This is a genomic window from Streptomyces sp. NBC_00223 (assembly GCF_036199905.1).
Taxonomy (GTDB): Bacteria; Actinomycetota; Actinomycetes; order Streptomycetales; family Streptomycetaceae; genus Actinacidiphila.
The window spans coordinates 2,998,256-3,012,572 of the sequence record NZ_CP108109.1; the positions used below are offsets into that span (position 1 = coordinate 2,998,256).

Genomic DNA, 14,317 nt, shown 5'->3' on the forward strand with positions numbered 1-14,317 from the left:
CGAGTCCGCGCCGAGCGGCTCTCAGCGCGCGTCGAGCGGCCCCCGGTGCGCGTCGAGCGCGTCGGTGAAGCCCTGGTTGCTGCCGAGGATGCCGCCGTCGACCGGGAGGGTGACGCCGGTGATCCAGGCCGCGTCCATGGAGGCGAGGAAGGTGACGGCGGCCGCGATGTCGGAGGGTTCGCCGATCCGGCCGAGCGGGTAGGCGCCCGCCGCCGCGTCGAGCACGTCCTCGCGGCCCGCCCAGGCGGGGGTGCGGATGGTGCCGGGCGCCACCAGGTTGACGCGGACTCCGCCGGGCGCCGCCTGCACGGCCAGCGTGCGGGTCAGCGAGATCAGTCCGGCCTTGGCGGCGCTGTAGGAGTGGTTGCCGAAGTACGAGAGCCCGTTGACCGACCCGATGTTGACGATCGCGCCGCGCCTGTCCGGGGCGGCGGCCAGATACGGCAGCGCGGCGCGCGAGCAGCGCATGGCTCCGGTCAGTGTGATGTCGAGGTCGAGGTGCCAGTCCGCGTCGGACTCCCCGGTGAAGTCCACATGGTGCTCGCTGCACGAGTAGGCGTTGTTGACCAGGACGTCCAGGGTGCCGAAGAGGTCCACCGCGTGCGCGACCGCCGCGTCGACGGACGTACGGTCGGCGACATCGCAGCGCACCGCCTCGGCGCGCCCCCCGTCCGCCCTGATCGCGGCGGCCGTACGGCCGGCGGCCTCCTCGTTCACATCGGCGATCAGCACGTTCGCGCCCTCTGCCGCGAACCGCCTGGCCGTCGCCTCACCGATCCCGCGGGCCGCACCCGTCACCACCACGCCGTACGTGCCGAAGCGTCCCATCGGGTCAGCGTAGGCACTCCCGTACGGCCCTGACCAGAGCCTGGGCGCGGGGATCGGCGGTCACGTTCTTCTGCATGCCGTTGGTGACGTAGCCGAAGCCGATGCCCGCGTCGGGGTCCGCGAAGCCCAGTGAGCCACCGCGTCCGGGGTGGCCGAAGGAGCCGGGGCCGAGCAGCGGGGAAGCGGAGCCGTGCAGCATGTAGCCGAGGCCGAACCGGGTGTCGACGACCAGCACCCGGTCCGGCCCCTCGGAGTGCGCGGTGCGGGCGGCGGCGGCCGTGGCGGGCGTGAACAGCCGTCCGGCGCCGGTGACATCGCCGATCAGGGCGGCGTAGAAGCGGGCCAGCGCGCGGGCGGTCGCGATGCCGCCGGAACCGGCCAGCTCGGCGGCCCGGTAGGCGGGGTCGTTCTCGTCGGGGAGCGGGGTGATGGCCGCGAAGGCGCGGTTGGTCAGCGACGCGGGGTCGGCGTAGGCGTCCTGCACCGACCGCTTCGGCCGGGCGCGCAGAGTGCCGGACGCGGCCGGCGCGGGCGTGGCGACGGCGCCGATCCGGCCCACCCGGTGCTCCTGGCCCGGCGGCAGACCGATCCACAGGTCGAGTCCGAGCGGGCGGGTGATCTCCTCGGCGGCGTACTGTCCGATCGTCCGACCGGACGCCCTGGCGACCAGCTCACCGAGCAGCCAGCTGTAGGTCTGCGCGTGGTAGCCGTGCGCGGCGCCGGGCGGGAAGAGCGGCTGCTGGGCGGCCACCGCGCGCGGTCCCGAACCGCCGTCCAGGGCCTGCCGCGGGGTGAGCGGGGTGTCCAGCGCGGGCACCCCGGCCCGGTGCGCGAGCACGTCCCGCACGGTCACCCGCTCCTTGCCGCGCGCCGTGAACTCCGGCCAGTACGCGCCCACCGGCGCGTCCAGGTCCAGCCGGCCGCGCTGGTGGAGCAGCAGCAGACAGGCGGCGGCCACGCCCTTGGTGGCCGACCGTACGGTCTGCGCGGTGTCCTCGGCCCACGGCGGCCCGCCGTCGAAGGCGGAGTCGCCCGCCCACAGGTCCACGACCTTGCGGCCCTGGTGGTAAAGCGTGAAGGCCGCGCCGTGCTCGCCCCTGTGCGAGAAGTTGCGGGCGAAGGCGGCGCGTACCGCCTCCCACCCGCCCTCCGCCGTGCCGTGGACGTCCGCGCGAACATCCCCGTGTATGTCCCCGCGGACGTCCCCATGGCCCGTGACCTGGTGGTCCATTGCGTGCTCAGCCTCCCGCCGCCCCCTGCCATCCGTACTCCTTGATCGTACGAACCGATCGTACGAGGACGGCGCCGGGGAACGCGGCGGGCCCGTGACGGGACCGCGTCCCGGTCGTGGTGACCCGGGAGCGGCCCCGTGACGGGCCCGGTGGGGGGATCCGCTGTCTACCTGCTAGGTGTTACGACAGCGGCGGGTACGCGTTCTGGACCAGCTGACGGAACTGGGCCGAGAACCAGTCACCGGCGAGCGGAGCGTTCGCCAGGGCACCGGAGGCGTTGTTGCCGTTGCGGGCGTTGCCCGTGTAGGTCGGGTCGCACATCCGGTCGAAGCCCTTGCCCTGGTCGTTCGCGATGGCAGAGCTGGAACCGTCCGACTCACCCGGAGGCTTCACCCAGACGTAGGCGTCGATACCGGTCGCCGGAGCGGCGGTGGGACGGGCGCCAAGGCCGGCACCGGACTGGTTGCACCAGTTACCGGCGTGGATGCGGCGGTCGATACGGCCACCGTCGATGTAGGTGTCGACCGAGGTCGTGGGACCCGCAGCCTTGGGACGAGCGGTGCCGCCCCAGCCGTTGCGGGAGGTGTCGATCAGCATGCCGATGTCGGACTTGAAGCCGATGCTGATGAGCTCCGTGCGGAAGGCCTGCGCGAACGACTGCTCGTCCACGTAGTTGTTCCAGTCGACCCACTTGGACTGACGGACCGAGGTGCCGTTCACGGAGTCCGTGACCTTGAAGTACGGCTCGGTGGTCGCGCCGTAGTTCGCCGTGTTGATGATGAAGCCCTGCACGTTGGCAACGGTGGCGCCGCTGGTCGTGGAGGCCTTCAGGAACTCCTGCGCGGTCGGGACGAAGTTGCTGTCCCAGCCGAGCCAGGCGTGGTGGCCGGCGTCGATGTAGTTGTAGGTGTTGCCGATCGCGCCCAGCTTGGCAAGCGCGTAGCCGACACCCTTCTCGTAGTTGCCGTTCGCCTTCATGGTCACGCAGGCGTCCGTCGAACCGTCGGTGCCGCCCGCGTTGGTGGTGATGTTGGGCAGCGAGTCGGGCTCAATGATGTTGACGATCCGCAGACCGGCGTACTTGGAGTTCGACTCCAGCGCGGCGATCGGGTCGATGTACTGGCTCTCGTACTTGGGGAGGTCGGTCGGCGACAGCTCACCGTTCGACGCCAGGGCGGCGCAGTCACGGCCGGGCAGGTCGTAGATGACAACCTCGAACGTCAGCGGCTGGCCGTTGGCCTGGGCAACCGCCTCGTCGAGGTGCGCCTTCAGACCCATGCCACCGTTGATGCCGTTGATCGCGGCGATCCGGTCCATCCACACCGCGGTGGAGGCGTTGGCGACGGCCGAGCCGCCGTCAGCGGCGGCCTTCGCGGACCACTCCGGGTTGACGTAACCCTTGGCACCGACATACGGGTTGTCGACCCGCGGTCCGGTGGGGGGGTTGGTCGGAGGCGTGGTGGGAGGCGTCGTCGGCGGAGTGGTCGGCGGAGTGGTCGGCGGCTTCGTCGTCGGCGGCGTCGTGGGAGGCGTCGTCGGCGGCGTCGTCGGCGGCTTCGTCGTCGGAGGCGTGGTCGGCGGCGTGGTGGGAGGCGTGCCGCCGCCACAGGTGACGCCGTTCAGCGTGAAGGACGTCGGCACGGCGTTCGTACCGCTGTACGACCCGTTGAAGCCGAAGTCCGTGGAAGCGCCGGTCGCCAGGCTCCCGTTGTAGGAAAGGCTGGCCGCGGTGACGTTCTTACCCGACTGGGTGATCGTCGCGTTCCAGCCCTGGGTGACCTGCTGGTTGCCGGCGAACGACCAGCCGACGTTCCAACTGGTGATGGCCGAGCCGCTGTTGGTCACAGTGACGTTGGTGGTGAAGCCCACGTCCCACTGGCTCTGCACGGTGTATTTGACGGAGCAGCCGGTGGTGGCCGCCGAGGCGGTCGTGGTGCTCATCGCAGCCACTGCGCTGCCGGCGACGACGACGAGCGCGCCAGCGGCCAGTGCAGCAGTTCTGCGTCGGACTGTCGGGACTGCCATGTGCGAACAACCTCCATAGGGGGGATGGACCGTCGAAGCTGCTTCGAAAGGTCATGGGAGGTGGTGCTGTGGTGCGGTGTTTCGGTTACACGCTCTTAACGTGGGAGCGCTCCCATAGTGGAGAGCCGCCTTGCTCCTGTCAATGCTTGAAGCGCGAGAAGGACGGAAAGCCCGGGAGGGAAGCGAGTCGCGCCACAGCCCCGCAGGGGGCGGGCGTCTCTTCCCGGAGGCGGGACCCGGGGCGCCGCTGACTGTTCGTCAAGAGGTGTACGGACCAGCGCAGTTCATGGTTCGCCGGACGTACGGACGTGCACGTGCGCCGCCGTGCGCACAGAGCCGGGACGCGCTCCGACGCCGGTCGGCCGGGGGCACGCGCGGGCGTCGCGCGTAGGGGTACGGACCCTCCTCGCGCGCCGCGGAGCCGAGTTCGCCGGCGCACGACCGCTGACCGCTCGGGCCCGCTCGCGTACGGTGCTACTGGCGGGTTGACCGGCGAGTAGCTACGGACAGGGAGCGGGCGGATGGCGCTGGACGCGGACGTCGTGGTGGTGGGCGCGGGGCTGGCCGGACTGGTGGCCACCGCCGAACTGGCGGCGGCGGGACGGAAGGTGATCCTGCTCGACCAGGAGCCGGAGGCGTCGCTCGGCGGCCAGGCGTTCTGGTCGTTCGGCGGGCTGTTCCTCGTCGACTCGCCGGAGCAGCGGCGGATGCGGATCAAGGACAGCGCGGAACTCGCCTGGCAGGACTGGCTGGGCACAGCCGGCTTCGACCGGCCGGAGGACCACTGGCCGCGCCGCTGGGCGCGCGCGTACGTCGACTTCGCCGCGGGCGAGAAACGGACCTGGCTGCGCGAGCGCGGAGTGCGGCTCTTCCCGGTGGTCGGATGGGCCGAGCGGGGTGGTTTCCTGGCCACGGGACCGGGTAATTCCGTACCGCGCTTCCACATCACCTGGGGAACGGGTCCCGGCGTGGTCGCGCCCTTCGAGCAACGGGTGCGGGACGCGGTCGCGCGCGGCCTGGTCCAGTTGCGCTTCCGGCACCGGGTGACCGGGCTGACCAGGACCGGCGACGCCGTCGACGGGGTGACCGGCGAGGTGCTGGCGCCCAGCGGCGCGGAGCGCGGGCGGGCCAGTTCACGGGAGGTGGCGGGCGAGTTCGCGCTGCGCGCGCAGGCGGTGATCGTCACGTCCGGCGGTATCGGCGGCAACCACGAACTGGTGCGGGCGGCCTGGCCGGAGCGGCTGGGCACACCGCCGCGCAGGCTGCTCTCCGGCGTCCCGGCCCATGTGGACGGGCTGATGCTGGGCGTCGCGGAGGACGCGGGCGGCAGGCTGATCAACGGCGACCGCATGTGGCACTACACCGAGGGCATCGAGAACTGGGACCCGATCTGGGCCCGGCACGGTATCCGTATCCTGCCCGGGCCGTCCTCGCTGTGGCTGGACGCGACAGGCCGACGGCTGCCGGTGCCGTACTTCCCCGGCTTCGACACGCTCGGCACCCTCGAACACATCATGACCACCGGGCACGAATACACCTGGTTCGTCCTCACGCAGAAGATCATCGAGAAGGAGTTCGCACTGTCGGGCTCGGAACAGAATCCGGACCTGACCGGGAAGAGCGTACGGGAGGTGCTCAAACGGGTGCTGCCCGGCGCGCCGGGTCCGGTGGAGGCGTTCAAACGGCACGGGGCGGACTTCGTGGTGGAGCGCGAACTGGGCGCGCTGGTACGGAGGATGAACGCGCTGACCGGTGACGACCTCATCGACGAGGCCCGGCTGCGGGGCGAGATCGAGGCGCGCGACCGGGAGATCGCCAACACGTATACGAAGGACCTCCAGGTCACGGCGATCCGGGGGGCGCGGAACTACCTCGGGGACAAGCTGATCCGCACGGCCTCGCCGCACCGGCTGCTCGATCCGAAGGCGGGGCCGCTGATCGCGGTGCGGCTGCACATCCTCACGCGCAAGTCGCTCGGGGGGCTGGAGACGGATCTCGACGGGCGGGTGCTGCGGGGTGGCCCGGCCGGCGGGGCGGGTGCCCTGGCCGGCGGGGCGGTGGGGGCCGAGGCCGGGGGCGAGGGCGGTCGCGGGGAGCCGCTGCCGGGGCTGTACGCGGCGGGCGAGGCGGCCGGTTTCGGCGGTGGCGGCATGCACGGCTACCGGTCGCTCGAAGGGACGTTCCTGGGCGGCTGCCTCTTCTCCGGCCGCGCGGCGGGGCGGGCGGCGGCGCGGGCAACGGCGTAGGGGTGCTGGGGCGGGGGTGCGTACCGGCCGATGGGCATATCGACGTATCGGCGTACGTATGACCGCGCACCATGACGGTGACCTGCGGACGTATCGGCGTACGGACGTACGGGCATACGTACGACCGCAGGTCTGTCGCCTCCGGGGAGGACACCCGCGGTGCGGAGGGGCGCGAAAAGTTGCTGCCGCCGCGGGGGCCCCGAACCATGGGAGGGGTGAGCGACGGCGCGTACCTCCGGTTCCCGCATCTGCACGGCGATCTGCTCTGCTTCGCCGCCGAGGACGACATCTGGGTGGCCCCGCTCGGACCCCCGGGCGACGCACCGGGGCGCGCCTGGCGGGTGACGGCGGACCGCACCCGGGTGGGACCGCCGCGCCTTTCACCCGACGGTACGACCATCGCCTTCACCACCTGGCGCAGCCTCGACCCGGAGGTGTACCTCGTACCGGTGGACGGCGGGACCGCCCGCCGTCTGACGTACTGGGGCAGCACCGACACCCGCGTGTGTTCGTGGACGCCCGACGGCCATGTGCTGGCCGTATCGTCACATGGTCAGCCGTTCGCCTATCACACCTGGTCGTACAGTGTGCCGACCTCGGGCGGGCCGGGCGGTCCGCTGCCCTGGGGGCCGGTCTCCGACATCGCCGTGCGGGACACCGACGGCGAACGCCGCACCCTGCTGCTGACCGGCACGCCTCCCCACGAGCCGCACGCGTGGAAGCGCTATCGGGGCGGGGCCACCGGCCGGCTGTGGCTGCACGGCGAGCGGCTGGTCCCCGATCTGGAGGGGCATCTGGCGTCCCCGATGTTCGTGGCCGGCCGGATCGCCTTCCTCTCCGACCACCAGGGCGTCGGCAACCTGTACTCCTGCCTGCCGGACGGCGGCGATCTGCGCCGGCACACCGACCACGCCGACTTCTACGCCCGCAGCGCCGCCACGGACGGCGAGCGGGTGGTGTACCAGTGCGCGGGCGAACTGTGGCTGGTCGAGGACCTGGCGTCCAAGGACGCGAAACCACGCCGTCTGGACCTTCGGCTCGGTGGCCCCCGCAGCGGTCGCCGCCCCTACCAGGTGCCGGCCGCCGCCAACCTCAACAGCCTCGCCATGGACCGCACCGGACGGGCGAGCGCGGTGTGCGTACGCGGCAGCCTGTACTGGCTCACCCACCGCGACGGCCCCGCCCGTACGATCTCCGACTCGCCCGGGGCCAGGGTTCGGCTCCCGGCGATGCTCGGCGACACCGGACTGGTCGCCTATGTCACGGACGCGGAGGGCGAGGACGGCATCGAACTCGCCCACGTGCCCGGACGCGCCTCCCTGGTCCTCGCCCAGGACCCCGAGGGGAGGAACGACCTGGCCGTCGGCGAGGAGGCCGACCTCCTCCCGGTGGGAGCGGGCGCCCGGTCCGGCTCGACGCGCTGGCCGGAACCGGCCGGGAGCCGTACGGCCGGAACGTCCGCGCACAATGGCGCCGCCCCGGACGATGTTCCGGCCAACGGATCGGCCAACGGATCGGACGACAATCCGACCAGCACCCACGACAGCACCGACACACCGTCCCTCTTTCTGTCCGGTGATACGACCGGTGACGCGACGGGTGACACGGGCGGTCGTACGAATGGTGAAACGACCGGCGAGCCCGCCGCCGACGACAACGGCGACGACGACAGCGATGACGCCACCGACGACCGGGTCCGGTCCGACGGTCACCCCGACGAGGCGCACGCCCGGCTCGCCGTCGGCCGCCTGGGCCGCGTCCTGGAGCTGGTCGCCTCCCCCGACGGCGGCACCCTCGCCGTGGCCTCCCACGACGGCCGACTGCTGCTCGTCGCGACCGGCGAGGGCGAGGTGGCACGGGACGCGTCGGGTGTGTACGACGCCGGCTCCGGGGAGCCACCCGCCGGAACGGTCGACGAGCTGATCCGCTCCACCAACGGCCCGGTCCGCGACCTTGCCTTCTCCCCCGACTCCGCGTGGCTCACCTGGTCGCATCCTGGGGTGGGCCGTTCGCTGCGTTCCATCAAGATCGCCCGACTGGACGACCATACGATCATCGATGTCACCAATGGCCGTTTTGAGGATGAACAGCCGGTCTTCACGGACGACGGCCGATATCTGGCGTTCCTGTCCTGGCGCGGCTTCGACCCGGTGTACGACGTTCATACCGGCGACCTGTCCTTCCCGCTCGGCTGCCGCCCCTACCTCGTACCGCTGAACTCGGCGACGCCGTCACCCTTCGCACTGCGCGTCGAAGGGAGCCCGGTCGGCAGCGGACTCGACCCGGGTGAGGGGCTCGGCGACGGACCGGTGGTCGTGGAGGCCCAGGGGCTGCCCAGCCGGGTGACGCCCTTTCCCGTGGCGGCCTCCAAGTACAGTGCCCTCGAACCCGTCCAGGACGGTCTGGTCTGGCTGCGCTGGCCGATCTCCGGCGCCCTCGGCGAGACGTTCGTCAACCCCACCGACCCCTCCGCCCGCCCCACCCTTGAGTACTTCAGCCTCGGCAAGTGCAGGCGCACCGAACTCGTCCGCCACATGGACTGGTACGCCGTCAGCGGGGACGGCCGGCGTCTGGCCGTCTACGACGAGGGCGAACTGGCGATACTGCCCGCCACCGAACGCGGCGACGACGACTCGACGATCTACGTCGACATGCGGCGCGTCCTGCACGAGGTCAAGCCGACCGCCGAGTGGCGGCAGGCCTACGCCGAGGCCGGGCGGCTGATCCGCGACTACTTCTGGGCGCCGGACATGTGCGGCGTGGACTGGCCGGCGATCCTCGACCAGTACCGGCCGCTGGTCGAACGCGTCGCCACCCCGGACGAGTTCGCCGACCTCCTGCGCGAGGTGCTCGGCGAACTCGGCACCTCCCACGCCTATGTCCAGCCCGCCCGCCGCAATGAGGGCCCGCCGCACTACCAGCGGCCCATCGGCCTGCTCGGCGCCGACTTCCAGCGCAACAAGGACGGCACCTGGACGGTCGTTCGCATCCTTCCCGGCGAATCCTCCGACTCCAAGGCCCGCTCCCCGCTGGCCGGTACGGGGGTGCGCGAGGGCTCGGCGCTCACCCATATCGACGGGCGGCGGGTCGATCCGCAGGCCGGCCCGTATCCCCTGCTCGCGGGCGCGGGCGGCACCACCGTGGAGCTGACGTTCACCCCGCCCGGCGGCCGCGGGGCTCCCCGCCGGGTCGCGATCGTCCCGCTGATCGACGAACGCCCACTGCGCTACCAGCACTGGGTGGCCAGGCGGCGTTCCGTCGTACGGCACCTGAGCGGCGGGCGGTGCGGCTACCTCCACATCCCCGACATGGGCGGCTCCGGCTGGGCACAGTTCAACCGCGATCTGCGCAAGGAAGTCGCGTACGACGCGCTGCTGGTCGACGTCCGCGGCAACGCGGGCGGCAACATCAGCGAACTCGTCATCGAGAAGCTGACCCGCACGGTGCTCGGCTGGGACCTCACCCGCAACGCCCAGCCCGTCTCCTACGCCGGCAGCGCCCCGCGGGGCCCGGTCGTCGCCATCGCGGACGAAGCGACCTCCTCCGACGGCGACATGATCACCGCTGCCTTCAAGCTCCTCGGCCTGGGCCCGGTCGTCGGCCTGCGCACCTGGGGAGGCGTGGTGGGGATGACGGGTCGTCACCGGCTTGGCGACAATACGGTCATCACTGTTCCGATGAACGCCGCCTGGTTCGACGCCTATGGATGGTCCGTCGAGAACCACGGGGTGGCCCCCGACATCGAATGCCTGCGGACTCCCCTCGACTGGGCGGAGGGCCGGCACGGCCAGCTCTCGGTCGCCGTGCGCACGGCGCTGTCCCTGCTCGACGACCACCCCGCCGCCGTGCCGCCGGACCTCTCCGCCCGTCCCAACCGCGCCCGGCCCGAACTGCCGCCGCGCTGAGGGGTGCCGGGGGCCCACCGGGGAGGCGGGGGTTCAGGGCTCCGCCGGGGGACGGGCCCTGTGGTCGTCGGCGGCACGCGTCGTCCGCCGGAAGCGCGCACGCAGAAGAGGCGCCCGGTGGGGCGCCCCTTCCCGTGTCACGGCGTTCGCCCGGTGTCAGCGTGTACGCGACGCCGGCGTCAGCTCAAGTCCGGTGTCAGGCCCAGGTGTCGTCCTGGTTCTCCTCGTTCGACTCCGGGTCCGTACTCCGCTTGGCCTTGTCCCCGGACTCGGAGCCGCGCTCGCGTCCCTGCTGCTGACCACTCCGCTCCGACTGCTCGGGGTGCCCGCTGCCGGCGGACTTGTTCCGCTTGCTGTCGAGCGTCTCCTTGGCCTGCTCGGCCTTGTCCTTGAACTGGTCGAAAGCACCCATGGTTACTCCTCCTGGAGTGTGGTGGGGATGGGGCCTCGACAAGACTTACATGACCGGATAACCCTCGCATCTTGGGATAATAACCCCAGGTCAGCGAGTGATGACAACTACGGGGAGTGATGAACCGATGATCGCGCCGACTCATCGGCGGCCCCGCCGCGCCCGACAAGACCGCGTCGCGCGCTCCCGTTGCGGGCCAACGCCGCTTCCGCGCGCCGCATTTCCCGCCGTCCGAGCGCGCCGCCCACAACCGAGGGCAGAAAGCCTCGAATCGGCTGCATACCGCGCAACCACCACTGTCCGTACACATGAGGCGATCGTCGTACGATGCCGGCCACGATACGGTCGACGGCCGGCTCCAACGGGTAGGTGCGGTTGGCCGGCCAGGGCAGTCGGGCCCGCATGGTGCGCATCGCCTCGTCCTCGTCGGCCCCGCGCACCATGTCGGTGTCGGTCCAGCTGAGGTAGCCGACGCCGACCTGGACTCCCTTGTGGCCCAGTTCCGCGCGCAGGCTGTGCGCGAACGCCTCGACGCCCGACTTGCTCGCGCAGTAGGCGGCCATCATCGGCGCGGGGGTGATCGCGGCGAGCGACGCGATGTGCAGAAGGTAGCCGTGCGACGAGATGAGCGCGGGCAGGAAGGCGCGGGCGGTGGCCACCCCGCCCAGCAGGTTGACCTGGATCACCCGGTCGAAGGCTTCGGGGTCGGAGTCGAGGAAGGGACCGCCCGTGGCGACACCCGCGTTGGCGACGACCACGTCGACGCGGCCGAAACGCTCCACCACCTCGCCGGCGACCTCCGCCATCCTCACCCGGTCGGTGACATCGGCGGTCCAGGAGGCCGCGTCACCACCGAGCGAGTCGGCGACGTTCTTCATCTCATCGGGTTCGAGGCCGACGAGCGCGAGACGGGCGCCGCGTGCGGCGAGTTCGCGGGCGAGTTGGGCGCCCACGCCGCGGGCGGCGCCGGTGACCACCGCGACCCGGCCGTCCAGCGATGATCCGCTCATGCGCTTTTCTCCTGTTCGGCAGGGGTGAATTCCGGCCCGCTCATCGGAAGAACCGATGTCCGCCCATTCGATGTCGGATCACCGTTCAGCAGATGATCGGCTGCCAGGGCGCGTATCGCCGCCTCGATCGCTGGCGCGTCCTCTATGGGTGTCATATGGCCGAGGCCGGGCAGTTCGGTCAGGCCCACGCAGTGCGGGAGGGCGGCGGCGATACCGCGGGAGTGGGCCTTGGGGGTGAGTTTGTCGGCGGTGCCGACCAGGACGGCGGTGGGCGCGCCGAGCGCCGCCACCTCGGCGTCCAGGTCGAGTACGGCCAGCACCCGGCCCCACGCCGAACGCTGACGCGCCCGGCAGGCGTGCACGATCCGCGCGGTGAACGCCACCTGCTCGCGGGTCGCGCCCGCACCCAGGACCCCGTACTTGAGGGCCGCCCGGGTCAGGGGCGACTGCGGTCCCAGCGGCAGCCGCGACACCAGCAGTTGACGGTGGAAGGCCCGCCGCAGCCGACGCGGGCCGAACCGCCGCGGCAGCACCTCGGTGGACCCCGCCAACCGCCCGCTGCCGGTGCTCGCAAGCAGCACCGCCGCCGTGCGGTCACGGACGGCGGCCCGCCCGGACGCCGCCATGATCGTCATACCGCCCATGGAGTGACCGACCACTATCCCCCGCTCACCGTCCGGGAGTACCGCTTCCAGTACGGCTTGCAGATCATCGGCCAGCAGAGCCGTGCCGTAACCCTTGCGAGTGGCGGGCGGCTCGCTGCGACCATGACCGCGCTGGTCGTAGGCGATCACCCGAAAATCAGCCGAAAGCGCCCGGACCACCGGCGCCCAGAAGAGCGTCGAGCACGTCCAGCCATGGGAAAGTACGACCGTCGGACCATCGGAACGCCCGTACTCCTCCACATGAATACGGCCCCCGTCCGCCGAAACGGCCGTCAGCGTGCGGCGCGCCGGCACCGCCTCGTACGGAAGGCTCATGACGCCGCCTCCGCCGGCACGGCCGCGGACCGCTCACCCGCAGGCGCCAGCAGCTCGTACTCCGACAGCTTCACCTGCCGTGTCGCCCGCCGGAACTTGGCGGTCGTGCCCGGCCACGCGGTGGTGTTGCGGCCGTTCGCGTCGAGATACCAGCTCTTGCAGCCACCGGTGTTCCAGACCGTACGGGAGGCGCGGCGCTGCATCTCCTCGTTCCAGGCCGCGACCGCCGCCGGCTTCGCGTCCAGGGCGGCGGCGCCGGTGCGCGAGAGCGTACGCAGATAGTCGGCCATGTAGTTGAGGGATGACTCGATCATCAGAATCATCGAGCTGTTCCCGAGACCGGTGTTCGGTCCGATGATGAACAGAAGATTCGGAAATCCGTCGACCGTACAGCCGCGCAGCGCGGCCATGCCGCCCTTCCAGTGCTCGCTGAGCCTGCGCCCGTCCACACCGATCACCCGATCACCGATCGGCATGTCCGTCACATGAAAGCCGGTTCCGAAGATGATCGCATCGACTTCCCGCTCCGTGCCGTCCGCCGTCACGACCGACGACCCGCGCACCTCGGTGAGCGCCGAGGTGACGACCTCGGTGTTCGGCTGAGCGAGCGCCGGGTAGTACGTGTTCGACAGCAGGATGCGCTTGCAGCCGATGGTGTAGTCGGGAGTGAGCCGGGCCCGCAGCACCGGGTCCTTGACCGACCGCTGGAGATGGCCGCGGGCGATCCGCTCGGCGGCCTTCATCAGCCGGGGCCGCTTCACAAAGGCCCCCACCTGGAACTCCCGGATCGCCCAGAGCAGCCCGCGCCGCGCCTTCGCCGTGCCGGGGACGGTGGCGTGCAGCCACCGTTCGGCGGCGCCGATCGGCCGGTCGACCCGCGGCATCACCCATGGCGGCGTGCGCTGGATGACGGTGAGCCGCCCCACCTCGGGCTGGACGGCCGGCACGATCTGGATCGCCGAGGCCCCCGTGCCGACCATCGCGACCCGCTTGCCCTTCAGGTCGTAACCGTGGTCCCAGCGGGCGGAGTGGAAGACCCGTCCCGGGAAGTCCTCGATCCCGGGGATGTCGGGGACCTTGGGGTCGGAGAGCGGCCCGGTGGCCGAGACCACGACATCGGCGGTCAGCTCACCGCTCGCGGTCGTCAGGTGCCAGCGCCGCGCGTCGCCGTCCCAGCGGGCCTCGCGCACCTCGGCGCCGAACCGCAGATGCGACCGCAGCCCGAAGGTGTCGGTCACCCGTTCGAGGTAGGCGCGAATCTGCTCCTGGCCGGAGAAGACCCGCGGCCAGTCCGGGTTGGGCGCGAAAGAGAACGAGTAGAGGTGCGAGGGTACGTCGCAGGCGCAGCCCGGATAGCTGTTGTCGCGCCAGGTGCCGCCCACCGCGTCCGCGCGTTCCAGGATCACGAAGTCGGTGATCCCCTCGCGCCGCAGCCGCACGGCGGCCCCCAGCCCGCCGAACCCGGACCCGATCACCGCCACCCGCACGTGTTCGAGTTCGTCGTCCATGGCACCGCCCTTCGCTGCCTGTCACGTCCGGTCGCCGTACGCGCTCGCCGCCCACCCGACGTCAATCACGCCAGCAATCACTGGCACAATCGGACTGTAGGACACAGGTGTTACCTGCGGTAGGGGTCGAGCACACATTCGCTTCCTGACCATGGTCGCCGCAGAGAGCGG

Annotated in this window: 9 protein-coding genes; 2 read left to right on the plus strand and 7 right to left on the minus strand. The window is 71.4% G+C overall.

Going from position 1 to position 14,317, the window contains the following annotated elements; genetic code table 11:
* Positions 1–21 precede the first annotated feature (21 nt).
* The 3 genes from OHA30_RS12475 to OHA30_RS12485 form a co-directional block, all read right to left on the minus strand.
* Positions 22–828 (minus strand): SDR family NAD(P)-dependent oxidoreductase, encoded by an 807-nt coding sequence (locus tag OHA30_RS12475; RefSeq protein ID WP_328913891.1) that lies wholly within the window; start codon positions 826–828, stop codon positions 22–24.
* A 4-nt stretch (positions 829–832) separates the two neighbouring features.
* Positions 833–2,059 (minus strand): serine hydrolase domain-containing protein, encoded by a 1,227-nt coding sequence (locus tag OHA30_RS12480; protein ID WP_328913892.1) that lies wholly within the window; start codon positions 2,057–2,059, stop codon positions 833–835.
* A gap of 181 nt (positions 2,060–2,240) precedes the next feature.
* Positions 2,241–4,085 carry a glycoside hydrolase family 6 protein gene (locus OHA30_RS12485; protein ID WP_405785601.1) on the minus strand — a complete coding sequence of 615 codons (1,845 nt, stop codon included), beginning with the start codon at positions 4,083–4,085 and terminating at the stop codon, positions 2,241–2,243.
* Positions 4,086–4,606: 521 nt separating this feature from the next.
* Between OHA30_RS12485 and OHA30_RS12490 the strand changes: the two genes are divergently transcribed.
* Both OHA30_RS12490 and OHA30_RS12495 read left to right on the plus strand, forming a co-directional pair.
* Positions 4,607–6,331, plus strand: a complete 1,725-nt coding sequence (locus tag OHA30_RS12490) for an FAD-binding dehydrogenase (RefSeq protein ID WP_328913894.1) — start codon at positions 4,607–4,609, stop codon at positions 6,329–6,331.
* Positions 6,332–6,537: 206 nt separating this feature from the next.
* Positions 6,538–10,236: a S41 family peptidase gene (locus OHA30_RS12495; RefSeq protein WP_405785600.1), complete on the plus strand. Its 3,699-nt coding sequence runs from the start codon at positions 6,538–6,540 to the stop codon at positions 10,234–10,236.
* Positions 10,237–10,432: 196 nt separating this feature from the next.
* On the opposite strand, the gene OHA30_RS12500 is transcribed toward OHA30_RS12495, so the two are convergent.
* The 4 genes from OHA30_RS12500 to OHA30_RS12515 all read right to left on the minus strand — a co-directional run bounded on the left by OHA30_RS12500 (position 10,433) and on the right by OHA30_RS12515 (position 14,146).
* Positions 10,433–10,648 carry a hypothetical protein gene (locus OHA30_RS12500; protein WP_328913896.1) on the minus strand — a complete coding sequence of 72 codons (216 nt, stop codon included), beginning with the start codon at positions 10,646–10,648 and terminating at the stop codon, positions 10,433–10,435.
* A gap of 107 nt (positions 10,649–10,755) precedes the next feature.
* On the minus strand, positions 10,756–11,658 hold the full coding sequence (locus tag OHA30_RS12505; RefSeq protein ID WP_328913897.1) for an SDR family oxidoreductase: 903 nt from the start codon (positions 11,656–11,658) through the stop codon (positions 10,756–10,758).
* Positions 11,655–12,638, minus strand: coding sequence for an alpha/beta fold hydrolase (locus OHA30_RS12510; RefSeq protein WP_328913898.1), 984 nt, complete (start codon positions 12,636–12,638; stop codon positions 11,655–11,657). The genes OHA30_RS12505 and OHA30_RS12510 overlap by 4 nt, the downstream gene beginning before the upstream one ends.
* On the minus strand, positions 12,635–14,146 hold the full coding sequence (locus OHA30_RS12515; protein ID WP_328913899.1) for a flavin-containing monooxygenase: 1,512 nt from the start codon (positions 14,144–14,146) through the stop codon (positions 12,635–12,637). The genes OHA30_RS12510 and OHA30_RS12515 overlap by 4 nt, the downstream gene beginning before the upstream one ends.
* Positions 14,147–14,317: the final 171 nt, after the last annotated feature.